This window comes from Paractinoplanes brasiliensis, from assembly GCF_004362215.1.
Lineage (GTDB): Bacteria > Actinomycetota > Actinomycetes > Mycobacteriales > Micromonosporaceae > Actinoplanes > Actinoplanes brasiliensis.
Genome location: NZ_SNWR01000002.1, coordinates 1,692,017 through 1,715,915, shown reverse-complemented (window position 1 = coordinate 1,715,915; position 23,899 = coordinate 1,692,017). Strand labels below are relative to the sequence as shown.

The window sequence follows — 23,899 nt, the reverse complement described above, 5'->3', positions numbered from 1 at the left end:
CGGAGCACTCAGTGATCTACGACGTGTACGGCTACGACGAGCCCAGCCTCGGCGATCAGCCCGGCAAGCTCGCCGAGGCTCTCGGGGTGGAGTGGGTCCGGCACGAGAGCGACTATCGGGGCGTCTATTTCGCGGCGCGCCCGCGGTCCGGCGCCGGCAAGCTCCGCCTCCAGTCCAACGACCTGCACGACGGAGACGAGGAGTACCAGCAGGAGCCCGACTTCCCGGAGTGCCGTTACCTGCTGTTCGTCGACAAGTTCGATCGTCCCGACGAGGTGCGGATGAGACTGGCGTCCTTGCCGCGCTGGCGGTTCCTCTACCGCAGCGTTGTGGAGTAGAGGTTGATGCGGCTGGTCGACACCCGGCCGGAGCGGCTGGCGGCGGTGCCGTACCGGGCGGCCGGCCCCGGTGGTGTTCCGCAGAGCCTCCAGCTCGGCGTCGAGCTTCTGCGGGTCGACGAACTCCCGGCCGGCTGCGACGTCGTGCTCGCGGCCGGGGACCTGCAAGGGGTGGCGCCCTCGCCGCTGGGCGGGGAGGAGCAGTTGCTCGGCGTCGCGCTCGCTGACTACCTGGCAGTGTGGGCGGAGAGCGGTCTGCTGCCCCCGGCCGACCGGATCGGTGTTCTGCTCACCGGCGACCTGTACTCGGCGCCCGGCGCTGATCGACGCGGGGCTTCCGGCCCGGTCCTCGACGTGTGGCTCGCCTTCGCCGCCGCGGGATGCCCGATGGTGCTCGGGGTGGCCGGCAACCACGACGAGGTGACCGCCGCGCAGGTCGCCGAGCTGGGCCGGACCGGTGCGGCGCTGCTGGACGGTGACCGCCGCAGCTTCGGGGGCGTCACCGTCGCCGGGATTTCAGGGATCGTCGGCGACCCGCGGCGTGGCCTGCGGCGCACGGAGAGGGATTTTCTCGCGCTCGTCGGGATGCTCACCACGCCGCGCCCGGACGTGTTGCTCCTGCACGAAGGGCCGAACGGGGACAGGGCGGGACAGTTGGGCCGGGAAGCGGTGCGCGGCGCGCTGCAACGGCGAGCGCCGGCGCTGACGCTCTGCGGCCACGTGCACTGGACCGAACCGGTGGCCGCTCTCGGCGACGGACACATCGTCAACGTCGACGCCCGGCTGGTCGTTTTCACGACATAGCCATCGACCAAGGTCAACGGACGCGGCGGAGCAGCAGGAACGCGACCTCAAGCCGGAACGGGACCACCGGTGGACCCCGCAAAGCGGCTCACGAATCGCCTGAGTGGTGGGCCCGAACCAACAGGATGCGGAATCGGTTCTGAGTTCTGTCGATGATCCGCGACCGGTGCGGGCGGCCAAGGCCATCAGGCGCTGACACCGAACAAGCCCGTTACCCCAGGAGCGTCGGACGCGCTCCTGGGGCACATCGTTGACCGACTCGTATGCAGGGTGGGTGATGAGCAATTCGCCGGTGCTGATGTTGGAATTGCGTGGCCTCGTCGTGGGCTTCGAGGCTGTCATCCGCTGAAGCCGGGCGTTCGAATGTCGTCGGCCAGGGCGGCTCGGAGTTCGACGCGTGATGTGATGCCGCGCTTGGCGAAGACCTTGTGGAGATGGTATTCGACGGTTCGCGGGCTCATGAACAGCCTGGTTGCGATTTCTGGGTTGCTCAGGCCCTCCCGGGCGAGCCGGGCGATCTGCCACTCGCGTGGGGTCAGGTCGCCGGTGGTCTCGACGCTTCGCCGCCGCGCGTTCTTTCCCGTTGCCCGCAACTCGGCGGCCGCGCGGCGGGCGAACGCGTCCATGCCGATCGCGTCGAACATGTCGTGAGCGCGACTCAGGTGCTGGCGCGCTTCCAGCCGACGCCGCTCACGACGTAGCCATTCGCCGTACAGGAGGTGGGCGCGGGCGGCTTCTGACCGGAGGCGCGTGCCGTTGAGCCGCTCGATTGCCTCCCGATACAGATGATCGGCCTGTTCGCGCGACGCCAGCAACGCACGTGAGCGGGCTTCGATTCCCCGTGCCCAGGCGCTCCGGCTCGCGTGCGTGCTCTGCAAGAGTTGTTCCAGGGCGCGTGTGGCCAGAGTGATGTCTCCGCAGCGCACGGCCGCCTCGACGAGCTCGACCGGAGCCCACTGGGCGGCCGCGCCCGGGACCGGACTGTCGGAGCTCGCCGCAACGGCCGCATCCCGGGCGTCCGTGTACCGGCCGAGGCCGTTGTAGAGCACGGCCCGGGTCCACTGGACGTTGGTCAGACCGACTCCTTCGCCGCGTGCTGTCGCCTCGATGATCGCGGCCGCGCCGATCTGCTCCGCCTCTTCCTCGCGGCCCTGCCACGCGGCGAGAGCGAGGGCGCCGTAGTTGGTGATTCGCATCCCGGTCGCCGTGGTGATGGTGGTGACCTCGTCGACAAGGGCGGCGGCCTCGTCGAGATCGCCTTCGAAGAAGTGCAGAAGGATGCGGGAGCTGAGAGCCAGCGGCAGCACGGCAAGCGCGCCGGTTCGGCGAGCGAGGTTCACGTGCAGTTCGGCCACCGCGCGCAAAGCGTCGTCGTCCCAGCAGGCCATGGCGAGGATGAACGCGAGCCACGACCACCGTAGCTGTTCCTCCGGGGAGACCATGCCCTCCCGGAACCGGTGCAGCGCTGTTCTGATTGACGGCGTCGCCACGTTCGCGTTCTCGGTCAGAAGCAGCGTGAACCCGTCCAGCAGCAGGTCAGTGGCGGCGGGGAGGGCCGGCGAGGGTGGGGCGGCGCGCGCCGCTCGGGCGATCTGCGTGACGCCGTCGCCGGCGGCAAGCCGGCCGGTGAACATGGCGGCGGACACCGCCTGAAGGTAGGTCTGCCGGGCGAGAGTGATGTCGAATGCGGCCAGTTGCCGGGCGGCGTCGAGCAACAGCGGAGGGGCTTGGACGCCATGGTCCGTGGTAAAGGCGATCTCGGCGTGGAGCAGGCTGATCCGGGCGATGACGCCCGCGTCTCGTGTCCCGCGCCGAGCTGTTTCCAGCAGTTCTTGAGCGGGGCCGGCCGCGCCGGCGTCGTGATGCGCGCGGGCGGCGTCCAGCGCGCGTCGCGCGCGGTCTTCAGGATCAGGGGTGAACATGACGGCGCGGTGCAGGAAGGCCGCCGCTGCGGCAAGGCCGCCCCGCGCCTGGGCTCGTGCCGCCGATTGCTCGAGATCCTCGGCCAGCGCTTCGTCGGGGGCCGTCGTCGCGTGAGCGCGATGCCATGCGCGCCGCTCGGGGTGAGCGTCCCGGTCGAGCGACTCGGCCAGCGCCGCGTGCACGCTCATGCGAGTCCGTGCCGAGGCCGAGCGGTACACGGCCGAGCGCACGAGGGGATGACGGAACTGGATGCGGGTGCCGAACTGGACCAGCCCGGAGGCGGCCGCGGCGGCTGCGGCGCTCGCATCGATACTCAGCCGGGCGGCCGCACGCCAGACGACGATCGGATCGCCGTACAACTCGGCTGCCGCCACCAGCAGCAGCCGCCGCGCGTCTGGTGGCATCTGGCCGAGGCGCCGGAGAAAGCTCTGCTCGATCCGCAGCGTGAGGGCCTGAGCGGCCGGAAAGCCCGTGAGCGCCTGAGCGGCCGGAAAGCCGTAGCCGCCGGCCAGTTCCACGTTCGTCAGCCCGTGCGGCAGCTCGATCAGGGCCAGGGGATTGCCGCGGGCCTCGGCGATGATGCGATCCCGCACCTGGTCATCGATGGGGCCGAGAACCGCCGTGCCCAACAGTGTCCGGGCGTCACCGTCGCTCAGACCGCGCACCCACAACCGCGGCAGGCCCGCGTCGTCGATGGAACGTGATCCACGTTTGGAGCTGTCGTCCGCGTCGCGGACCGCGAACACGCAGGCCACTGGCTCCGCGCCGAGCCGTCGGGCCAGGAAGGCCAGGGCCGCCGCCGAGGCCTCATCGAGCCACTGGAGGTCGTCGATCACGCAGAGCAGCGGCTGGCTCTCGGCCACCAGGGCGAACAGGCCGAGCACGCCGAGCCCCACCAGGAAGCGATCGGGCGGCGGTCCGCCGCGCAACCCGAACGCCGTGCCGACAGCGTCGCGTTGCGGTTCCGGTAGCTCGCCGAGCCGGCCCAGCAACGGCGCACACACGTGATGCAATGCCGCGTACGCCAGCTCGGCCTCGGAGGGGATGCCGGCCGCGGAGACCACGCGACAGTCGCTTGCCCGTGCGATCAGATAGTCCAACAGGATCGATTTGCCCACCCCGGGCTCACCGTGGATCACCAGCGAGCGGCCCTGTCCGCCGCGTACGGCCGAGAGCACCTGGTCGAGTGCCTCGCACTCCGCTTCCCGCCCCAGCAGCGCACGTGCGCTGCTGGGGTGAGAAGGCCGCGTCGTCCGAGGTCGTTGCCATGTCACCCCCGTACGGCGGAGCCCCGAGGCAACTCTAGGCTTGGACGCCGAATCGTGGGGGTGCCGGCGGCAGTGATCTCGGTCGTGAGCCGTCCCTAGCCGATCGCGGAGGCGGCCTCACGGATCAGGCCGGCCACCGTGGACGCCTCCGGAATGCCGACGCTGTGGGAGCCGCCGGGCAGTTCCACGGTTCGCCGAGAGCCGGCTCGCTGCGCCATGAAGCGATGAACCTCGGCGGGAATGTTCTTGTCCTCGGTGCCGAAGAGGAACCAGGAGGGCACCGTCCTCCAGGCCGGGTCGCCGGACGCCTCGTTGAGGGCGGACTCGACGATCGGGCGCTGCCCCACCGCCATGATCGCGGCCTCGGCCGCCGGCGAGTCGGCCGCGAACTGGACGTGATAGAGGTCCTGCCGAATGTAGAGGTCGGTGTTGCCGTCGGGCAGCTTGACCGGCAGGAGGGTCTCGCCGAGAGTGCCGCCTTCGTACCGGCCGGCGAGCTTCGTCGCGCTCTCGCCCGCGTCGGGGGCGAAACCACCGACGAAGACCAGCGCCCGCACCGCGGCGTTGCCGGTGGCCCCGTTGGAGATCACGCAGCCGCCGTACGAGTGACCGACACAGATGATTTCACCGTCGATCCCGGCCAGCACCGCACGCAGGTAATCCGAGTCGGAGGCGAGACCACGCAGCGGGTTCGCCACCGCGATGACCCGGAAGCCGTCGCCCAGCAGGTCAGCGATCACCCCGTTCCAGCCGGCCGACTCGGCGAACGCACCGTGGACGAGAACAATCGTGGGTTCACCCATGGTCGGGCTCCTCGATGAGGTCGAGGGGACGTCCGGACTCGTGGCCGGCGGTGCCGAGCGCGTCCCGCAGCACCGCGATCGCCTGGGCGATCGCGGCCCGGGTGGCATGCGTGCCGCTCAGCGGGTTGAGCATCATGAAGTCGTGGGTGATGCCGCCGTACCGGACCGCCGTGACCGCAACGCCCGCCGCTCGCAGCTTCGCCGCGTACGCCTCACCCTCATCCCGCAGCACGTCGGCCTCGTCGACGATCACGAGGGCGGGAGGGAGCCCGGCCAGCTGCGCCGGTTCCGCCCGCAGCGGGGAGGCGAGGATCTCCTGCCTGCGCTCGACGTCCGGCACGTAGGCGTCCCAGAACCATTGCATCGCCTTGGCGGTGAGGAAGTAACCGGTGGCGAATTGCTCGTAGGAGCCGGTGTCCATCCGGGCATCCGTGACCGGGTAGTACATCGACTGGTGCACGAAGCGCACGTCGCCGCGTTGCCGGGCCATCAACGCCAGCGCAGCAGTCATGTTGCCCCCGACCGAGTCACCGGCGACGGCCATCCGGAGAGGGTCGAGCCCGTGCGACGCGCCCTCGCGGACCACCCAGCGAGAGGTGGCATAGCCCTGCTCGATCGCGACCGGGTAATGAGCCTCGGGCGACCTCGTGTACTCCACGAAGACGACGGCCGCCCGGGCGCCGACCGCGAGCTCACGCACGAGCCGGTCGTGAGTTGCGGCGTTGCCCAAGATCCAGCCGCCGCCGTGCATGTACAGGATCACGGGTAGCGGCGACGCGGCGGCTTTCGGCCGGACGATACGCACCCGGACGTCCCCGACGTCCGCCGGGACGGTGATCCACTCATCGTCCACGGGTGGCAGCGTGATCGGGGCGGCCTGGACGTCATCGAGGACCTTGCGGGCGTCGACGGGGCTGAGGTCGTACAGGAAAGGCGGTCGGGCAGTGGCCTCGACGAATTGCTGGGATGCCGGCTCGAGAACAATTCTGCCGGCAGTAGTGATGGTCACGGGCGTTCCTCCGAACGGTTGTCGGGGTCGGGCATTTGAGGCCGCGAACGCGATCCTCGGGGCTCAGCGCTGATCGTCCGGCCCGCGCCGCCCTGATCGCATCCGTGAGTCCCTAGCCCAGTGCCGGTCAGCGTTCTTGTCACCGGATCGCGGGTGAGCGCCGGCCCGGCCGCGCGGGTCGAGATGCGCGCCGACCGCGAAACGGCCTACCGGCATGTCAGAAATACTCTTGGCTCGGATGTTCTTGACTCGGACGTTCTTGGGTCGTACGGTTTCGGTATGGTCATCTCACCTTCCGCGTACTGGACAGGCCCGCTGCCCGAGGCGACTCCGCCGGCGGACATGGCGCTGTACCGTCTGCCCACCGGCACCTACACGACGCGAGCGGTGTTCGCCGTGACCGGCGGGTCCGTGCGGGACAAGCGCGAATTCGCGGCCACCGCCGTGCTCATCTCCCATCCGAAGGGCGACCTGCTCATCGACGCCGGGTTCGGCGAGCACGTGGCGGAGCACATCGCGATGCTGGCGCGCATGGAGCGTGCTCCCCACCGGCTCGGCCGGACCGCGGCGCAGCAACTCGACGCGGCCGGCTACGACCGGTCCCGGCTTCTCGGCGTGCTCGTCACGCACGTGCACTGGGATCACGTCAGCGGCCTGGACTCCCTGCGGGTGCCGGTGTGGATCAACGAGGCCGAGATCCGTTACGGCGCCGCCGACTCGCACGCCACGGTGTTCCGCGCCGTGTCGCAAGGCCTGGAGATCCGGGAGTACGCCTTCGACGGCCCGGAGTATCTCGGCTTTCCGGCGAGCTTCGACGTCCACGGGGACGGCTCGGTGATCGTGGCCCTCGCGGCGGGGCACACCCCCGGTTCCGTCGTCGTGTTCGTCACGCCGCCCACCGGGAAGCGGTATGCGTTCATCGGCGACCTCACCTGGCAGATGGACGGCATCTCCCGTGGCGCGGAACGCCCGTGGTTGCTGCGCCGCGTCGCCGATGTCGACGCCGGAACCGTCCGGGCCGGCCTGCAGCGCAGCATCGCCCTCAGCCGCGTGATGCAGGTCGTGCCGGCCCACGATGTCGCCGCCTACGACAGCATTCCGCTCCTGCCGTCCCGGTTCCCGAGCGTGACACCGTGACCATGCCTGCCTCCTCCGCCTCGAGCCGCCCCGATCCGACGATCGGCGACGAGGCGCCGCTGCGCCCCACTCTGGGACCGGGGCCCGACTCGGAGCTGACGTGGCTGCTCCACCGGGCAGCCCAGCGGATGCACGCACTCGTCGGCGCGGAGGCAGAACGCCACGGCCTGTCGCTGCGCGACCACATCGTCCTCAGCGCTCTGCACAAGACCGCCGATCTCACCCAGGTCGAACTCGGGCAAGCCCTCGGCATGGACAAGACGACTCTGACCGCGGAGATCGACCGGCTCGAGCGCAGGGAACTCGTCTCACGGCGCGTCAACCCGCGAGACCGGCGGGCCCGCATCGTCGCCATCACCCCGAAGGGCGATGCGGCGCGGGCGGCGATCGCTGCCGGCGCCGAGGCTCGTGAGGCCGACGCGGTCCGGTCCCTCCCGGCGGCCGAGGTCGCACAGCTGCGACGGGCTCTTTACGCCATCATCGGCTCGTCCGAGGACCCGGGATCATGCATATGAACGCTTTCGAGGACGTGGCCGGCCGCATCGTCGCCGGCCGCGCCGTGTACGCCCGCAACCTCGGCGTGCCGGAGGACGAAGCCGAGATCGCCCTCACGGCGCGAGCCGGCGCACAGTACGCCCGGGAGGCCTTTCTGGCGGCCGGCGGACCCGGCTGGTCCGGAACGGAACTGACCGACCGCGACCGCAGCATCGCCGTCATCGCCGCCCTCGTCGGTCAACACGTCGTCGATGCCCGGCTGATCACCTATCTGAACGCCGCACGCGCCGCCGGTGTCACGGAAGAGGGCCTGGCCGAGTTGATGGTGCTGCTGACCGCCTACCTCGGTCAGCCTGCGGCATCGGCCGCCATGGCCACCGTCCTGAGCACGGCGCCACAACCCGCCGCGGCCACCACCGGCTGATTCCGGACCCCGTCGATCAGCTCCGCGGCGGGGCCGGTTCTCGCTGTAGACCGAGAGGTCCGGTCAGGTCGTTGCCGCGGGAAGAGGGCCATCAGGTGGCGAGGTGCACAGGCCCCGGGGACTGGATCCAGGCCTGGCTGCGCGCGCCGCTCGCGGGAGGTGTGCGCTGCCCGAACCTGCCATGGCACACGAAGTGCGGCTGCCGTACTAGCATCGGGTGGGTTGCGGTCGCCTCGCCAGGAAGACGTTCATGCCGGCATTCTCGGTTCATCTGCAGGACTCGACGGTGGGCAAGGTCGGCGGAATCGCCGAGGCCGTGGTCAGGGGCTCTTCGATTCCGGGCGTCAACCACATGGATGTCGCGGTGGCTTATGCCAGCGCCGCGGGTGTTGACATTCTTGAGGGTTACCTGGCGACTGTTGCCGGCTGGCGCGAATGGCGGAAGCGATTTCTGATCAGTATCGATTTCGGCACCACCGAGCCGGCCGTTTTCGAGAGGATCGGGCGGATTCCGAACGCCGAGGTTCGTATCCCTCGCGGGGCCGAGGTTCTGCGACGCCCCGGCCTGGTGCCACGCGTACCGTTTCACAGCAAAGCCTGGACTTTCTACCGCGCGGCCGGACGCGGCCCCGCGGGTTTGGTGATCGGGTCGGGGAACCTCACCAGAAGTGGCATGAGCACGGGCGGTGAAATGGCGGTGGCGCTCACGACACTGTCGCCGTCAGCATGGCCGGCGGCCTGGCAGCAGACCTTCGACTGGTTCGAGACCGTATGGGACGGGGCCGACCCGGCCGGTGACCTCGCCCCCGCCTATGCGGAGATCGTTCGCGCCGCGCCCGGCTTCGGTTCGCCACCGGAGGATTCGACGGAGGCGGCCCGGCAGGTTCGTGCCCGGCCCGTTCCGCCGGATCTGCCGGGGCGGCTCCAGGAGGCCGACGCCCTCTTCGTTCGAGTTGATCGGGTCACCCGCAACCGGGGACGTGACAGGCCGGGAAACCAGATCGATGTGCCGCTCAGGACGAGCCGGTTCTTTCACCTTCAGCCGCGTGAGACGGTGGGAATTGTCGGCGAGGTCGCGTTGCGTGTGCCCGGATTTCCGGCGGTGGTGCGGAATGTCCGCGTCGGGGCCAACAGCATGGACAAGATTGATCTGCCGTTGCCCGAGAGCGTGGGTATCGACACCTACGACGACAGCTATCTGATCTTCAGGAGGACGAGGGGCCGGCATGAGGGCGCCGCGCTTTTCGAGCTGGAGATCACGGACGAGCCGGGCCTGCGCGACGTACGGGCGCCGGCCTCTCACTCGTTCGCCTGGCGGATGCACGGCGGCCGGGAGTGGGGCCTGGTGTTCGACTGACCCTTCGGTATGGTGCTGCGTCCCGCGCCCCCGGCGGCGACTAGGCTACCCCGGCGGGCTGACCAGTGGATCAGCGCCCGGGAGCGGACGGCCGAACCGGGGCAGGCAGCCCACGGTGCAAGTGCGTGCGCGAAAGAGGAATTTCCATGGCGAGGCTCAACCTGAGGGCCGTGGCGGAGCGCGTCGCTCCTCTCGGCGGGCGCGAGTCCTACGACCGCGAGTTCATCTTCGAGCTCCTGCTCGCGTACGGGAAACCGCAGGCCAACGTCACCCGGCTGCGCAACGGATCCCTCAACGTCGCCGACGACAAGGCGACGGAGGTCGCGCAGAAGAATGTCGTCTATTTCAAGGAGACGACCGGCGACCCGCTCGCGGTCATCGACGAGCTGAAGAGCTCGCCGACGGTGGTCAGGTACCGGACCCGTTTCGTCATCGTCACCGACTATCTCGAGCTGCTCGCCGTCGACACGAAGACCGGCGAGAACCTGATGATCCCGATCCGGGACATCCACCAGCATTTCACCTTCTTCCTGCCGTGGGCGGGCATGGAGAAGGCGCAGTACGTCGCCGAGGCGCACGCCGATGTGAGGGCGGCGGAGCGGATGGGCAAGCTCTTCGACGAGTTGCTCGGCGCGAACCCCGGTCTGCTCGACGGGCCGAACGGACGCCACGCCCTCAACGTCTTCTTCACGCGGCTGCTGTTCTGCTTGTTCGCGGAGGACACGGGCATTTTCGGGGAGAACCAGTTCACCAACGCGGTCGGGTCACACACCCAGCCCGACGGCTCGGACGTCGCCGATTTCCTGACCGATCTGTTCCTCGCGCTCGACACCGAGCACGCCGAGGACAAGCCGAGGCACCTGGCCACGTTCCCGTATGTCAACGGGCGGCTTTTCGCGGCCGATCCGAACCAGGGGATACCCGCTTTCACGAAAAGGGCTCGTGACCTGCTGATCGAGGCGGGGACGCTGATCTGGCGCGAGATCAACCCGGACATCTTCGGGTCCATGTTCCAGGCCGTGGTCAACCCCGAGGAACGGAGCAATCTCGGGCAGCATTACACCTCCGTCCCGAACATCCTCAAGACCATCGAACCGCTGTTTCTCGACGGCCTCCGGGAACAGTTCGACGCCGGTTTCGACTCCGTCCGCAAATTGGAGGCGTTGCTCGATCGGATCAGCGCGATCAGGGTGTTCGACCCCGCGTGCGGGTCCGGCAACTTCCTCGTCATCGCCTACAAGGAGCTGCGCAAGCTGGAACACGCCATTCTGGAACGCCTGGCCCGGCTCGACCCGAGGCATCAGGTGCTGTTCACCGAGTCGAGGATCAGCATCGAGAACTTCCACGGCATCGAGCTGGCCGATTTCGCCTCGGAGATCGCGATCCTGTCGCTGTGGATCGCCAAGCATCAGATGAACACCGAGTTCAAGGAGAAGTTCAACGTCTCGATCCCGCTGATCCCGCTGAAGGAGACCGGGAAGATCCGGCGGGGCAACGCGGCCCGCGTCGACTGGAACGACATCTGCCCGAATGACGGCGGTGAGATCTACCTGATCGGTAACCCGCCGTACAAGGGCGCCAAGGCCCAGACGGCGCAGATGAAGGCCGATTTCCCTTTCGTGTTCGGCGGGCGGCCCTTCAACAAGAACCTGGACTACATCGCGCTGTGGTTCGTCAAGGGCGCCGACTACATCGCGGGCAGCGGCGCCCAGCTGGCGTTCGTCACCACCAACTCCGTCTCGCAGGGCGAGCACGTCGGGCTGATGTTCCCCATGATCTTCGCCCGGGGCGTCGAGATCGGGTACGCCTACACGTCGTTCAAGTGGGAGAACAACGCCAAGCGCAACGCCGGCGTCACCGTGGCGGTCATCAGCCTGCGCAACAGGTCAGCCGCGCCGAAGTACCTGTACACCGGCGATCTGCGGATTGCGGCCACCAACATCAACGGTTACCTGGCCGACGGCGCGGACGTCGTGATCGAGCGACGGAAGAGGCCGCTGGGCGCCGGACTGCCCGAGATGGTGTTCGGGTCGATGCCGCGCGACGGCGGAGGGCTTGTGCTGTCGCCCGGCGAGCGCCGCGAGATGCTGGCGTCCGACCCGGCCAGCGCACAGTTCATCAAGCGCTACACCGGATCGTCGGAGTTCATCAAGGACGGCGAGCGTTACTGTTTGTGGATTCCCGACGACATGGCCCCGGTGGCTCGATCGATCGATGCCGTCCGCGCCCGGCTGGACAGGGTCGCTCAGGTCCGGTCCGAGAGCAAGGCGGACAGCACGGCGGCCTTCGCCGCGCAGGCGCATCGATTCGTGCAGATCAGCTACCGGCCGACGGATGCGATCATCGTCCCGAAGGTGTCCTCGGCCCGGCGTGAGTACATCCCGATCGGCTACGCGGACCCCGACACGGTGATCTCCGACCTGGCTTTTGCCGTGTACGGCGCCGAGCCGTGGGTGTTCGCTCTGCTCACGTCCGCGATGCATGTGGCGTGGACCCGCGCGGTCGGAGGTCAGATGAAGACCGACTACCGCTACTCGAACACGATCGTCTACAACAACTTCCCGGTGCCGCCGCTCACCGGCGCCGTGAAGGAGGAGCTCACCGTCGCCGCGTTCCGAGTGCTCGACGTGCGGGAGTACCACTGCGAGAGGACGCTCGCCGAGCTGTACGACCCGCAGCTGATGCCCCCCGACCTCCGGGCGGCCCATGCCGGCGTGGACGACCTGGTCGACTCCCTCTATTCCAAGCGGGGGTACGAGACCGACGAGCAAAGGCTCTCGGACCTGTTCGCTCTGTACGAGGCCATGACCGCCGAGGTGGCCGCATGAGGACCGGCAAGAAGCCGATCAACGTCGTCGACGTGACGTACGCCCGCACCGGCGGATCGGTGAACACCGACGCGATGGGCATGCGCGAGATGCAGCAGCGCGTCTTCGCCAAGCGGGACGCCCAGCACCTGCTGGTCAAGGCCCCGCCGGCCTCGGGCAAGTCGCGCGCCCTGATGTTCGTCGCCCTCGACAAGCTCTACAACCAGGGCCGGAAGAAGGTCGTCGTCGCCGTTCCGGAGCGATCCATCGGCGCGTCGTTCTCGTCGACGAAACTCACCGAGTTCGGGTTCTTCGCCGATTGGGAGGTCAGGCCGGAGCACAACCTCTGCGACCCCGGTTCCTCGCAGGGCAAGGTCGGCGCGTTCATCGACTTCCTGAACGGCCACGACCCGGTTCTGATCTGCACGCACGCGACGCTGCGGTTCGCCTTCGAGAAACTGTCACCCGACGCGTTCGACGGCACGGTGCTGGCGATCGACGAGTTCCACCACGTCTCCGCCGACATCGAGGCCAGCCGGCTCGGCGCTTTGCTGCACGGGGTCATGAACGGCTCGGACGTGCACATCGTCGCGATGACGGGCTCGTATTTCCGCGGCGACTCGGTTCCCGTGTTGTCGGCCGAGGACGAGGCCCGGTTCACGCCGGTGACCTTCAACTACTACGACCAGCTCAACGGCTACGAACACCTGCGCTCGCTCGGCATCGGCCACCACTTCTATCAGGGGCGCTACACCGACGCGATCGGCGAGGTCTTCGACCTGGACAAGAAGACCATCCTCCACATCCCGAACGTGAACTCCGGCGAGTCGACCAAGGACAAGATCGAAGAGGTCGGGTTCATCATCGACTCGATCGGCCACGTCGAGTCGACCGATCCCGGCACCGGGATCATCACCATCCGGCGGTCCGACACCGGCGCGATCCTGCGGCTGGCCGACCTCGTGGACGACACCGACCAGAAGAAGCGCGCCGGCACCCTGCACTACCTGTCCACTGTCGCCTCGAAACAACGGGACGCCGTGGACGTGATCGTCGCGCTCGGGATGGCGAAGGAGGGCTTCGACTGGCCGTTCGCCGAGCACGCCCTCACCGTCGGCTACCGGGCCTCGTTGACGGAGGTCATCCAGATCATCGGCCGTGTCACCCGAGATTCGCCCGGCAAGAGCCGCGCCCAGTTCACCAACCTCATCGCCGAGCCCGACGCCTCCGTGGGCGAGGTCAAGGTGTCGGTGAACAACATGCTCAAGGCGATCACCGCCTCGCTGCTCATGGAGCAGGTGCTCGCGGAGAACTTCCGGTTCGCCACCAAGCGCGGCGACGACGAACCGAGGCTGCCCGGTGTCATCACGATCAAGGGCTTCAAGGAACCCAGCACCGACCGGGTGAAACAGATCGTCGAGACCGATCTCAACGACCTCAAGGCCACGATCCTGCAGGACGACACGTTCGCGAGGGCTGCCGCCGGCTCGATGGACCCGGAGACGACGAACAAGGTGCTCGTCCCGAAGATCATCCGCGAGCGTTACCCCGATCTGGACGAGTCGCAGGTCGAGGAGCTGCGCCAGCAGGTCGTCGTGGATTCGGTCATCAAGAACGGCGAGGTGCGCGAGGTCGGCGACAAGCGGTTCATCAGGATGGCCGAGAAGTTCGTCAACATCGACGACATCACCATCAACCTCATCGACTCGGTCAACCCCTTCCAGCGGGCCTTCGAGGTCATCTCCAAGTCCGTCACGCCGTCGGTGCTGCGGATCATCTCGGACACGATCGCCGCCACCCGTGTCGACGTGACCGAGGCCGAAGCGCTGGCGGCATGGCCGAGGATCCGGCAGTGGGTCAAGGCCAACGGCGGTCGCAGGCCGAGCATCCGCTCCGACGACCCGACCGAGAAACGGCATGCCGAGGTGCTGCTCTACCTGCAGCGCAAGAAGCAGGAACGCGACGCGGCCGCGCGGATGACACAGACGGTGGAAGAGTCATGAGCGGTGGTACGGACGACGAACAGGTCGAGGGGGCGTTCCCGGCCGGCTTGGCGGCGATCCTCGACTCCGACGTCGACGGTCTGCTGGATGCGCCCGAGCAGCCGGCCAGGGTGTCCGCCGAGGACCGACTCGAGCGGGCGTTCCTGGAGATCGTGGACTTCCGCCGTGTTCACGGCCGCGTTCCCAGCTCGACGACGCGGAACATCGCCGAACGTAAGCTCGGTGCGCGCCTGGACGGGATCCTCGCGAACGCGGACCGGATCGCGGCGCTCCAACCGCTCGACGAGTTCGGCCTCCTGGCGCCGCCGGAGTCGCCGGAGTCGCTCGACGAGTTGCTGGACAGCGACGATCTCGATCTGCTGGGCGACGAGTCCGGCTTGCTGGACCTCTCCGGCCTGCCGGCACGGCGCCAGGTCCACGACTCCGGGAAGGCCGCCCGCCGCGAGAAGGCCCGCGACTTCGAGACGTTCGAGCCGCTCTTCCGGCAGAAGCACGCCGAACTGCGGGAGGGCGCGAGCAAACTCCTGCCGTACCCCGGCATGGCCCACATCGCCGAGGGCGCCTTCTTCGTGCTGAACGGCGTCATGCTCTTCGTCGCCGAGGTCGGCGAGGTGGAGTACAAGAAGACGACGGTGCGGGAGAACAAGCGCGAGCGGCTCCGATGTGTTTTCGAGAACGGCACCGAGTCGTCGATGTACCGGCAGTCGCTGGGGATCAGGCTGAGTGACGAGCACGGTCAGATCGTCGTTCCGAGCGAGGCGCCCGAGATCTTCGCCGAGGACACCGTCCGGGACGGCCTCTGAACGGGCCGCCGGTCACCGCTGTTCGGCGCGGTCGCATTCCCGCTTGAGGACGGCCAGATACCTCGACGTGGCGCGAGCGCGAGGGAGGAAAGCTGTCAGCGCCCCGCGGTCGCCCGAGGCCTCCAGGGCCTGCATCAGGGCCAGGGCCTCGTGGGGGATCTCCTCGGGGCCGGGGCGGCGGTTCATGCCGACCATCCGCTCGGCCAGGGAACGAGCCGTTTCGACGTCGCCGAGGGCCAGGGCGAGACGCGAGCGCAGCACCTCGGCGTTGCCGGGGTGGACGAGGTCGGGGGTGACGGTGGCGGCCACCGAGCGGGCCCGTCCGGGTTCGCCGCGGTGGGCCAGGGCGAGCGCGCCGGCCAGGGGGCCGCTGCGGATGTACGGGCAGGACATCTCGGCCACCGGGCCCTGCCGCACGCGCAGATGCTCATCGAGGTAGGGGTCGACCTCGTCGTAGCGGCCCAGCTGTTCCAGGCAGATCATGACCACCGCGGTGCCGTGCAGGCGGTCGTGCGGGGAAAGGGCGCGGGCCCACTCGTACGAGCGGAGCGCGTGCTCCAGCGCCGGCTCGTACTCGCCGCGGACGCCGCCGACGAGCAGGCACGCGATGAGGTGGCCGAGCGCGCGGTCCCGGTCGCGGCCCTCCTGTTCGACCAGCGCGACCTCTTGCAGCACGGCCTCGACGGCGTCCTCGTAGCGTTCCTCCTGGAAGTGGACGGCGGCCACCCCCAGCATGGCCATGCCGCGCAGCGAGGCCGAACCGAGGCGGCCGGCCAGCACGGACGCCTCGGTGGCGGCTCGGCGCCGCTCCCGTACGGGCACCGGGTCGGGGTGACCTGTCCACGCCCAGCGGCCGCCGCACAACGCGCGCAAGGCGAGCAGCTGGGCCTTCGTCGACGGGTCGGTGACCGCGGCCAGGCCCTCGCCGACCACCCGGTCGCCCAGCGCGGGGTCGGCCGGCGTGCGGAAACCGCCCCACCGGGCGATCACCATCTGCGCCGTCTTCAGGCACAGCCGGGCGCGCCGGTCGTCCTTGGGCAGCGCGGTGATGGCCTCCCGCCAGGCGGTGATCGCCTCGTCGCCGGCGTACGCGCTCTCGTGGTCGTCCCCGATCGCCTCGAGCGCCTCGGCCCGTTCGGCGCGGTTGGACGCGTACGGGATGGCCCGGCGATGCAGGTCGAGGGCGCGCCGCACGGCGTAACGGCGGCGGGCGCTCACCCCGGCGGCGATCAGCGAGCGGAACGCCTTGCCCCGGATCCAGTCGCCGGCGTCCGGCCCGTCCGCCGCGGCGGCGTAGTGCACGGCGATGACCTCGATGAACTCGCCGACACGTTCGCGCGCCACTTCCTCGAGCCACGCGGCGGCCTCGGCATGCCCGGCGGCTCGCTGGGCCCGGGGCAGACCGGCGTACGCGACGTCGCGCAGCAGCGCATGCTGGAACGCGTACTCGTCCTGACCGGCCACGGCGGACGCGGGCCGGGCCCGGATCAGGCCACGGCTCTCCAGCGCCTCGAGACGGCCCGGTTCGGCGTGCAGGGGAGCGGCCCAGAAGACCCGCCCGATCACGGCCGCGCGCCGCAGGACCTGCTTCTCGGCGGCCGGCAGCGCGTCGACCCGGGCCGCCAGCAGGGAGTGCACCGTGTCGGGCAGGGCGCCACGGCCGCCCTCGGCGAGGTGGGCGGCGAGCTGCCCGAGGAAGTACGGGTTGCCGTCGGCGCGGGCGAGGATCCGTTTCCCGTCCTCCGGCGTGATCCGGTGGGGCAGCGCCTCCAGCAGGGCGCTGCAGTCGGCGTCGGGAAGCGCGCGCAGGAAGACGACGTCGGACGGCTGCGGCTGCTCGTACTCCGGCCGCGCCGTGGTCAGCACGACAACCGGCCCCTCGGCCCGCGCCACCAGCCTCGACAGCATCGCGATCAGGGGCGCGCCGGCCCAGTGCAGGTCCTCGACGACCAGCAGAAGCGGTTCCCGTACGGCCAGGGCAGTGGCCAGCCGAGGCCAGGCGCGCCCGAGTTCGTCGTCGACGTCGCGCGGGTCGGCGTCGTCGAGCGGATTGCCCGGCAGCCGGATGCCCGCTGTCGTCGCGAGCGCGTGAATCGTCCGGTCGGGCAGGGCCGGAGCCAGCGCCTCGCGCAGCCGGCGGTGCGCGACCTCGCCGGAATCGGCCAGCGTGATCCCGCACGCCTCCCGCAGGATCTCGCCGAGCGCCCAATAGGTGATGCCGTCCCCGGCGGCCAGGCAGCGTCCGCGCAGCACCCGCATGCCGGGCCGCCGGGCGATCACTTCCCGGACCATGCGGGACTTGCCGATGCCGGCCGGCCCGGTCACCGTGACCAGCCGGGGAACCCCACCGGCGGCGGCCTGGTCGACCAGGCTGAGCACGGCGCTGAGCTCGGCGTCCCGGCCCACCATGGCCGGCTCGGCGGCGTCCTCGGCGACCGCCCGGGACGCCGAGACGAGCCGGCGCCCATCATCCGTGGTCCGCGCCACGGGTGATGCCGGGGCCTCGCCGGGCAGGCGGGCCGGCTCGGCGGCGAACTGGAAGGTGCCGTGCGGGGTTGCGGCCCGGCAGGTCCGGCCGGTGGCCAGCAGGCTGCCCGGGGCCGCAACAGCCCGTAGCCGGGCCGCCGCATCGAGGACCGCGCCGCAGACCTGGGGGAGGGCGCCTTCGCCGGCGGCGGGGGCGATGATCTCGCCGGTGTCGGCGCCCAGGCGGATCGGGATCGGGAAGCGGCCGTGAATCTCGTGACCTGCCCACAGCGCGCGGGCGGCGTGGTCCTCACACGCGTCCGGGTAGCCGAACAGGCCGATGACGCCGCCGCCGATCACCGGCTGGGCCGCGCCGCCCCAGCGGGTCACGATCTCGGTGAGCTGGGCCGTCCACCCGGCGATCTCACGGCGGGCGCGTTCCGGGTCGGCGTCGGCGGCCTGCCCGCGTACGCCGCGAAGGTCCGCGTCCAGGACGGTGACCAGCTTGCGTTCCTCGGTCACCCGGGGCTCGGCGGCGGGCGGCGTCAGGCTCGCGTGCAGGCGTTTCACGTCGTCGTGGGGTTCGACGCCCAGTTCGGAGCGCAGCGTCTCGGCGAGGCGGTCGTACCAGCGTACGGCCAGATGACGGTGACCCTGCGCCGCCTCGAGACGCATCAGACCCGCGTACGCGTCCTCGCGCAGGGGATCGAGTTCGACGACCCGCTCGAGGTCGGCCCGGCCGCCGCGCTCGATCAGCAGGGGCACCACGGTTTCGCGGAGCTGGGTGCGGCGGGACTCGGCCCAGCCGTCGAACCTGTTCTCGGGCAGCAGGTCACCGGGGTAGAGCGCCAGCGCCCCGGCCGTGTCACCGTCGCGCGCGGCCTGCTCGAAGGCGTCCACGTCGATCCACAGGCCGGCCGGGTCGAGGCTGATCATGTCGTCGCGCAGCAGCAGACGGTCGCTGCCGAGGACCCGGCGGGCGAAGTGCAGCGCCTTGTTGAGCCGGCTCGTGCCGAGCGTCGTCTCCGCTTCCGGCCACAGCAGATCGGTCACCTGATCGCGGTGCAGCCTCGGTCCGTGCAACGCCAGGACCTTGACCAATCCGATCGCGCCGCTGCGCTGCCATTCGTGGTCCGCCACCGTACGGCCGGCGACTTCCGCTCGGAAGCCGCCCAGCAGGTGGAGTCGCAGGTCGGCGGGCATGCGCGACATTCTCCCCGCGGCGCGTCCCCGGTGCGGACAGCTAGCGGACAGTCGGCGGAAATCGGCGTCACTACCTTGCGCGTCGACATTCGATTTCTTCACCAGGGGGACAGGCCATGACGACGACGGTGGACGAGCAGCGGTTGATGGAGTTCGTGTTCAAGGCGGTTGGTGACTTCGGCGCGCAGCTCAACGGGGCGCTCACCGTGATCGGCGACAAGCTGGGGCTGTACCGGGCGATGGCGGGGGCGGGCCCGATGAGCTCGAAGGAGCTCGCCGCCCGTACGGGCACGGCCGAACGATACGTACGGGAATGGCTGAGTGCGCAGGCCGCGGGCGGTTACGTGGCGTACGAGGGTGACGGCCTGTTCTCGCTTCCGGCGGAACAGGCGATCGCGCTCACCGACGAGAGCAGCCCGGCCTGCGTGATCGGCGGGTACGAGCTGATGCTGGCCGCGGTGCGCTCGACGGATCGCCTGATCGAGGCCTTCCGCACCGGCGAGGGCGTGGGCTGGCACGAGCACCACCACGACCTGTTCTCCGGGTGCGAGCGGTTCTTCCGGCCCGGGTACCACGCGTACCTGGCGGAGTCGTGGTTGCCGGCCATGCCCGGGGTGGTGGAGCGGCTGCGTGCGGGGGCGAGGGTGGCCGACGCGGGGTGCGGGCTCGGCGCGTCGACGATCCTGATGGCGAAGGCGTTCCCGGAGTCGACGTTCGTGGGCATCGACTATCACGCGGGTTCGATCGACGCCGCGCGCGAACGGGCGGCCGAGGCCGGTGTCGGCAACCGGACCCGGTTCGAGACGGGCCGGGCGGCCGAGCTGTCCGGGACGTACGACCTGATCTGCCTGTTCGACTCCCTGCACGACATGGGCGACCCGGTCGGGACCCTGCGCAGCCTGCGGGAGCGCCTCGACCCGGGCGGCAGCCTGCTGCTGGTCGAGCCGTTCGCCGGCGACCAGGTCGAGGCCAACCTGAACCCGGTGGGCGCGGTGTACTACGGCGCCTCGACGTTCCTGTGCACGCCGAACTCGCTGTCCCAGGAGGTCGGCGCGGCGCTGGGGGCCCAGGCGGGGGAGGCCCGGTTGCGTGCCGTCGCGTCGGAGGCCGGGTTCGCCTCGTTCGAGCGTGTCGCCGAGACGCCGTTCAACCTCGTTTTCCACGTACGCCCGTAGCCCTTGACGCAACTGACTGGTTGCTATAGCTTTATGGCAACCAGTCAGTTGCTACTTGAGGAGACGGACATGGCATTTCCCGATCGCATCGAGCGGACGCTCGAGATCGCCCACCCGGTCGACAAGGTGTGGGCCGCGCTGACCACGGCCGAGGGGCTGGGCACCTGGTTCGGCCACCGGGCCGAGGTCGACCTGCGCGTCGGCGGCGAGGCCAAGCTCACGTGGGACAGCGGCGACACCGCGACGCTCACCATCGAGCGGGTCGAGCCGACCACGGTGTTCGGCTACACCTGGCCCATCCACGGGCTGGCCGACGGCGACCCGCGGCGCACCTATGTGGAGTTCACGCTGGCGCCGTCGGCGGGCGGCACTACGCTGACCATGGTCGAGTCCGGTTTCGCGCAGCTGCCCGAGGCCGAGCACAAGACCGCGTTCTCGGGCAACACCGGGGGCTGGACGAACGAACTGGGTGAGCTGGTCACGTATCTCGATGGAAAACTCTGACCTGGAGTCCGTGGCGCAGGAGGTCTTCGCGGCCCTGGCCGACCCGAGCCGGCGAGCCCTTCTCGCCGCCCTGGCGGCCGGGGGCCCGGCCACGGCCACCGACCTCGCGGGCAAGCTGCCCATCACGCGGCAGGCCATCGCCAAGCACCTGGCCCTGCTGGCCGAGGCGGGCCTGGTGGTCGCCGAGCCGGGGGAGCGCCGCCGCGTCCGCTACCGCCTGGACTCCGCCCCCATGAAGGTCGCCCAGCAGTTCCTGGCCGCCCTGGCCCGCGACTGGGACGGCCCCCTTGCCGCACTGCGCGACCACCTGCGCTGAGCGCGTCCCGATCCTTGGCGAATCTCTGTTCCGGGGAGTGTGCGATGTTCGATCCCGCTGCCATGATCATGGCCGACAGAACCACCAAGCAGAACGTGTTGTCCGCCCGTCCGGACGCTCCGATCCGGCCCGACCCTCCACCGGCCCGCCGCCGCGCCGCCCTGCGCCACTGGACCGGATCCGCCCTGCGCCGGCTGGCCGACCGCATCGAACCCCACCCGGCTCCGCGCCCGTGCCCGGCGCCCTGAGCGGGGACGGCGTACGGGTCAGGGGGCTGTGCTCTGGCGGATCTGGAGCTGGGCCGGGAAGACGCAGCGCCAGTGCTGGGCTATCTGGCGGTTGACGAGGGCGCGGGTCGCGGCGGCGGCCATCTGCTCGACGGGCTGGTGGACCGAGGACATGGGCGGGTTGGCGCAGGCCGCGATCACGCTGTCGTCGAAACCGACAATGGCGACGTCCTGGGGGATGCGGCGGCCGGCGTCGCTGAGGGCCTGCATCGCGCCGGTGGCGAGCAGGTCGCAGCCGGCGAAGATGGCGTCGAAGTCGGGGTTCTCGGCGAGCAGGCGCCGGGTCAGCTCGTAACCGGACTCGCGGCCGAACCGGCCCGTGACCGCGATGTCGGGCAGGTCGAAGTCCTTGACGGCGCGCCGGTAGCCCTCGCGGCGGCCCTCGGCGCAGGAGTTGCCGTCCGGCCCGTGCAACGCGGCGATCCGCCGGCGCCCGGTTTCGTGCAGGTGCCGCACGGCCGCGTACGCGCCCTCGGCGTTCTCGCACCCGACGAACGGGAGCCCGGGCACCGTCGGGCCCATCGTCACCACCCGGTCGCAGCGGCGGTAGAACGCCCCGGCCAGCGCGGGCGGCACGTTGATGAGCAGCACGCCGACGCTGACCGACGCCGCTATCCGGTCGAGCAGCGCGGCAGTGTTCGGCTCGTCGACGACGTGCACCCGCAGCTGCGCGTTGCTGCCGGCGAGTTCCTGCAGGATGCCGGCGGTGACCCGGCCGTAGTACGGGCTGGTGCCGAACACCGACGTCTCGTCGACGATCACCAGCTCGACCACCTCGCCGTGCCCGGAGGCGAGCGCGCGGGCGACCGGGTCGGGCCGGTAACCCAGGTGCGTGATGACCTGGCGTACGTGCTCACGGGTCCGCGCCGACACACCGGGGGCGTCGTTGATCACCCGGGAGACGGCTGCTTTCGACACGCCGGCTTGCGCGGCGACATCGGCCAGCGTGGGTCTCCTCTGCGCCATCCGGCAAGTGTATGGACGCTCCGCGTAACCGAAATCAGGATTTCAGGTAGCCGACGACGTCCACCGTGACATTTGCCGATGTCGGAGCGTTGTTGACCACGGTCATCCGGCCACCTGTGCCGAGCGTCACCCGGGTGGTCGCGTTGCCCGGCCGGCCCGGTCCGTGCGAGGCGAGCACCGAGCGGCTCGCCGGGCTCAGCTTGAGGCTTCCCGCGCTGGTCACACCGTTGACCGACAGGTTGACGAGCACGGTTCGGGCGGTCGCCGGCACACCCGCGCGCCCCGCCACGGCAAAGGTGATCGCCTGGTGGGCCTTCAGGCCCCGAGCTGCCAGTACGCGGGTGGGAGTGACCGGGAGGTACGCGCCGGCGCGATACCAGCCGACGAGGTTCGCGGCCAGGTTCGCCGGCCCGCTAGACGCGTTGCGCAGCGTGATCCGCCCGTTCTTCGGGAACGGCACGACGATCCGCTGCGTCACGGACTGCCCGGTGCTGTGCAGGTTGGTCGCCACGGCGGGCGGCTTCGTGCCCTTCGGATAGGCCAGGACGCCACCCGGTGCGCTCCCGCGTGCCACGGCGACGTCGATCGCCACGGCCGAGGCGTTGGTGCCCCGCACGATGACGTCGACCTCTTTCCCGGGCCCGACGCGGGTCGGCGCCAGCAGGCGGCCGGGGGTGATCGGCACGTACGCGGGCACGACCGTACGCGGGAGCAGACGGACCACGCTGGTCGTGGAGCCCTCCGACGCGAACGTGACGATCGTGCGGTCGCCGGGCTGCGGGCCGCCGCCGCTGTCACCGAGGGCCCGCTGCGTGCCCGCCTGGTCGACGACGAGTTCACCCGCATCCGTCCCGGCAGCGGTGAATTGCTGCACGTGGACCAGACCGGCCTCGCACTCGCCGATCGCCGTCGCTCCGGCGCTGGTCGGGAAGGCGCGCCGGGCGGCCGGGGCGCAATCGTGCGCCGCCCCCACGGCGAGACCCTTCATCCCGTACGTGGGGTCGGGCGCGCCGGTGGGCAGCAGCTTGACGACGGCCATGCGGTTCGCCGAGCGGCCGCTGACGAAGGCCGGGCTCAGCCCGTACGGGTCGAAGCCCGCGGGCAGCGTGAACCGGACCGTCTCGGGGGCGCCGCCGGGGGAGTAGCGGACGATCGAGGTGCTCGTGGCGGTGAGCAGATGGTCGCCGGTGGCCGTGATCGCGCGGATGTCTTCCGTTGTTTCCACGACGCCGTCGCCCGACCAGGACGGATCGAGCGAACCGTCCGGTTTGATCGCCACCAAGACGTGCGGGGTCTGGACGATGAGGGTGCCGTTCCGGCGAACGGTGACCGCCCGTACGGCCTCGATCGGGCGGCCGTCGAGGGCGGTGGTCGTGGCGCCGCCCACCCGGTGCACGCGGATGCCTGTCGGAGCGGTCGCGACCACGGCGGCCGAGCCGTCCGAGCCCGTGGCCAGCAAACCCGCGAAGGGCACGACGGCCTCGTGCTCCTTCATGCCGTCCGGGGTGAGCGTGGTCAGCCGCGTGACCCCCTGATCGTCGGTCGTCAGCAGCCTGATGCGGCCCGAGGCGTCGACGGTCGTGTCCACGGAACGGCCGGGGACCGTGACGACGCCGCCCGCGCCGAAGCCCGAGTCGACGTTGGGGGTGGGCGCGGCGTGCGCAGGCTCGGCGCCGCTCAGTGCCGCGAACCCGAACGCCGCGACGAGTGCCAGCCGGAGTGCCGCTGCTCCGGTTCTCGCCGCTCGGTCCGGGCCGGGGGTGTTCCGCCGCCCGCGGGAGGCCGTCACCGACGGACATGACTGGACATAA

General features: G+C 70.2%; 19 protein-coding genes. 13 read left to right on the top strand and 6 right to left on the bottom strand.

Annotation, left to right across the window (positions count from 1 at the left end; translation table 11 throughout):
- Nucleotides 1-11: 11 nt before the first annotated feature.
- Entirely contained in the window at nucleotides 12-338 is a 327-nt protein-coding gene (locus C8E87_RS39770; protein WP_133878504.1) for a hypothetical protein, read from the top strand.
- Between the two features lie 6 nt (nucleotides 339-344).
- Nucleotides 345-1,142, top strand: a complete 798-nt coding sequence (locus tag C8E87_RS39765) for a metallophosphoesterase family protein (RefSeq protein WP_133878503.1) — start codon at nucleotides 345-347, stop codon at nucleotides 1,140-1,142.
- A gap of 338 nt (nucleotides 1,143-1,480) precedes the next feature.
- On the opposite strand, the gene C8E87_RS39760 is transcribed toward C8E87_RS39765, so the two are convergent.
- The 3 genes from C8E87_RS39760 to C8E87_RS39750 form a co-directional block, all read right to left on the bottom strand.
- Nucleotides 1,481-4,339 carry a helix-turn-helix transcriptional regulator gene (locus tag C8E87_RS39760; RefSeq protein WP_275409018.1) on the bottom strand — a complete coding sequence of 953 codons (2,859 nt, stop codon included), beginning with the start codon at nucleotides 4,337-4,339 and terminating at the stop codon, nucleotides 1,481-1,483.
- 89 nt (nucleotides 4,340-4,428) lie between these two features.
- Entirely contained in the window at nucleotides 4,429-5,136 is a 708-nt protein-coding gene (locus C8E87_RS39755) for an alpha/beta fold hydrolase (RefSeq protein ID WP_133878502.1), read from the bottom strand.
- Nucleotides 5,129-6,145 carry an alpha/beta hydrolase gene (locus C8E87_RS39750; protein WP_133878501.1) on the bottom strand — a complete coding sequence of 339 codons (1,017 nt, stop codon included), beginning with the start codon at nucleotides 6,143-6,145 and terminating at the stop codon, nucleotides 5,129-5,131. The genes C8E87_RS39755 and C8E87_RS39750 overlap by 8 nt, the downstream gene beginning before the upstream one ends.
- 279 nt (nucleotides 6,146-6,424) lie before the next feature.
- On the opposite strand from C8E87_RS39750, the gene C8E87_RS39745 reads away from it, so the two are divergent.
- From C8E87_RS39745 to C8E87_RS39715, 7 genes are all read left to right on the top strand, one after another.
- Entirely contained in the window at nucleotides 6,425-7,282 is an 858-nt protein-coding gene (locus tag C8E87_RS39745) for an MBL fold metallo-hydrolase (RefSeq protein ID WP_133878500.1), read from the top strand.
- Nucleotides 7,283-7,284: 2 nt separating this feature from the next.
- On the top strand, nucleotides 7,285-7,797 hold the full coding sequence (locus tag C8E87_RS39740) for a MarR family winged helix-turn-helix transcriptional regulator (RefSeq protein WP_239080054.1): 513 nt from the start codon (nucleotides 7,285-7,287) through the stop codon (nucleotides 7,795-7,797).
- Nucleotides 7,794-8,201, top strand: coding sequence for a carboxymuconolactone decarboxylase family protein (locus C8E87_RS39735; RefSeq protein ID WP_133878499.1), 408 nt, complete (start codon nucleotides 7,794-7,796; stop codon nucleotides 8,199-8,201). The genes C8E87_RS39740 and C8E87_RS39735 overlap by 4 nt, the downstream gene beginning before the upstream one ends.
- A 250-nt stretch (nucleotides 8,202-8,451) precedes the next feature.
- A complete protein-coding gene (locus tag C8E87_RS39730; protein ID WP_133878498.1) occupies nucleotides 8,452-9,558 on the top strand; it encodes a hypothetical protein in 1,107 nt (368 codons plus the stop codon).
- Nucleotides 9,559-9,704: 146 nt separating this feature from the next.
- Nucleotides 9,705-12,386, top strand: a complete 2,682-nt coding sequence (locus tag C8E87_RS39725) for a class I SAM-dependent DNA methyltransferase (RefSeq protein ID WP_133878497.1) — start codon at nucleotides 9,705-9,707, stop codon at nucleotides 12,384-12,386.
- Nucleotides 12,383-14,368 carry a DEAD/DEAH box helicase gene (locus C8E87_RS39720; RefSeq protein ID WP_133878496.1) on the top strand — a complete coding sequence of 662 codons (1,986 nt, stop codon included), beginning with the start codon at nucleotides 12,383-12,385 and terminating at the stop codon, nucleotides 14,366-14,368. The genes C8E87_RS39725 and C8E87_RS39720 overlap by 4 nt, the downstream gene beginning before the upstream one ends.
- Complete coding sequence (locus C8E87_RS39715; protein ID WP_133878495.1) at nucleotides 14,365-15,171, top strand: hypothetical protein; 807 nt, start codon at nucleotides 14,365-14,367, stop codon at nucleotides 15,169-15,171. Before C8E87_RS39720 ends, C8E87_RS39715 begins: the two co-directional genes overlap by 4 nt.
- A gap of 12 nt (nucleotides 15,172-15,183) precedes the next feature.
- On the opposite strand, the gene C8E87_RS39710 is transcribed toward C8E87_RS39715, so the two are convergent.
- A complete protein-coding gene (locus C8E87_RS39710) occupies nucleotides 15,184-18,840 on the bottom strand; it encodes an ATP-binding protein (protein ID WP_166661434.1) in 3,657 nt (1,218 codons plus the stop codon).
- 116 nt (nucleotides 18,841-18,956) lie between these two features.
- Here C8E87_RS39710 and C8E87_RS39705 point away from each other — a divergent pair, with 116 nt between their 5' ends.
- The 4 genes from C8E87_RS39705 (at nucleotide 18,957) to C8E87_RS39690 (ending at nucleotide 21,083) form a co-directional block, all read left to right on the top strand.
- A complete protein-coding gene (locus C8E87_RS39705) occupies nucleotides 18,957-20,015 on the top strand; it encodes a class I SAM-dependent methyltransferase (protein WP_133878493.1) in 1,059 nt (352 codons plus the stop codon).
- A gap of 69 nt (nucleotides 20,016-20,084) precedes the next feature.
- Entirely contained in the window at nucleotides 20,085-20,519 is a 435-nt protein-coding gene (locus C8E87_RS39700) for an SRPBCC domain-containing protein (protein WP_133878492.1), read from the top strand.
- Nucleotides 20,506-20,835 carry an ArsR/SmtB family transcription factor gene (locus tag C8E87_RS39695; protein ID WP_133878491.1) on the top strand — a complete coding sequence of 110 codons (330 nt, stop codon included), beginning with the start codon at nucleotides 20,506-20,508 and terminating at the stop codon, nucleotides 20,833-20,835. Before C8E87_RS39700 ends, C8E87_RS39695 begins: the two co-directional genes overlap by 14 nt.
- 44 nt (nucleotides 20,836-20,879) lie before the next feature.
- Nucleotides 20,880-21,083, top strand: coding sequence for a hypothetical protein (locus C8E87_RS39690; RefSeq protein ID WP_133878490.1), 204 nt, complete (start codon nucleotides 20,880-20,882; stop codon nucleotides 21,081-21,083).
- A gap of 18 nt (nucleotides 21,084-21,101) precedes the next feature.
- On the opposite strand, the gene C8E87_RS39685 is transcribed toward C8E87_RS39690, so the two are convergent.
- A complete protein-coding gene (locus C8E87_RS39685; RefSeq protein WP_133878489.1) occupies nucleotides 21,102-22,088 on the bottom strand; it encodes a LacI family DNA-binding transcriptional regulator in 987 nt (328 codons plus the stop codon).
- 34 nt (nucleotides 22,089-22,122) lie between these two features.
- Nucleotides 22,123-23,877: a hypothetical protein gene (locus C8E87_RS39680; RefSeq protein WP_133878488.1), complete on the bottom strand. Its 1,755-nt coding sequence runs from the start codon at nucleotides 23,875-23,877 to the stop codon at nucleotides 22,123-22,125.
- Nucleotides 23,878-23,899: the final 22 nt, after the last annotated feature.

Excerpts from the sequence above, each read along its gene's own strand:
- C8E87_RS39765 (WP_133878503.1), top strand. The coding sequence starts at position 345 with ATGCGGCTGGTCGACACCCGGCCGGAGCGGCTGGCGGCGGTGCCGTAC.
- C8E87_RS39755 (WP_133878502.1), bottom strand. The coding sequence starts at position 5,136 with ATGGGTGAACCCACGATTGTTCTCGTCCACGGTGCGTTCGCCGAGTCG.
- C8E87_RS39745 (WP_133878500.1), top strand. The coding sequence starts at position 6,425 with ATGGTCATCTCACCTTCCGCGTACTGGACAGGCCCGCTGCCCGAGGCG.
- C8E87_RS39740 (WP_239080054.1), top strand. The coding sequence starts at position 7,285 with ATGCCTGCCTCCTCCGCCTCGAGCCGCCCCGATCCGACGATCGGCGAC.
- C8E87_RS39735 (WP_133878499.1), top strand. The coding sequence starts at position 7,794 with ATGAACGCTTTCGAGGACGTGGCCGGCCGCATCGTCGCCGGCCGCGCC.
- C8E87_RS39730 (WP_133878498.1), top strand. The coding sequence starts at position 8,452 with ATGCCGGCATTCTCGGTTCATCTGCAGGACTCGACGGTGGGCAAGGTC.
- C8E87_RS39725 (WP_133878497.1), top strand. The coding sequence starts at position 9,705 with ATGGCGAGGCTCAACCTGAGGGCCGTGGCGGAGCGCGTCGCTCCTCTC.
- C8E87_RS39720 (WP_133878496.1), top strand. The coding sequence starts at position 12,383 with ATGAGGACCGGCAAGAAGCCGATCAACGTCGTCGACGTGACGTACGCC.
- C8E87_RS39715 (WP_133878495.1), top strand. The coding sequence starts at position 14,365 with ATGAGCGGTGGTACGGACGACGAACAGGTCGAGGGGGCGTTCCCGGCC.
- C8E87_RS39710 (WP_166661434.1), bottom strand. The coding sequence starts at position 18,840 with ATGCCCGCCGACCTGCGACTCCACCTGCTGGGCGGCTTCCGAGCGGAA.
- C8E87_RS39705 (WP_133878493.1), top strand. The coding sequence starts at position 18,957 with ATGACGACGACGGTGGACGAGCAGCGGTTGATGGAGTTCGTGTTCAAG.
- C8E87_RS39700 (WP_133878492.1), top strand. The coding sequence starts at position 20,085 with ATGGCATTTCCCGATCGCATCGAGCGGACGCTCGAGATCGCCCACCCG.
- C8E87_RS39695 (WP_133878491.1), top strand. The coding sequence starts at position 20,506 with ATGGAAAACTCTGACCTGGAGTCCGTGGCGCAGGAGGTCTTCGCGGCC.
- C8E87_RS39690 (WP_133878490.1), top strand. The coding sequence starts at position 20,880 with ATGTTCGATCCCGCTGCCATGATCATGGCCGACAGAACCACCAAGCAG.
- C8E87_RS39685 (WP_133878489.1), bottom strand. The coding sequence starts at position 22,088 with ATGGCGCAGAGGAGACCCACGCTGGCCGATGTCGCCGCGCAAGCCGGC.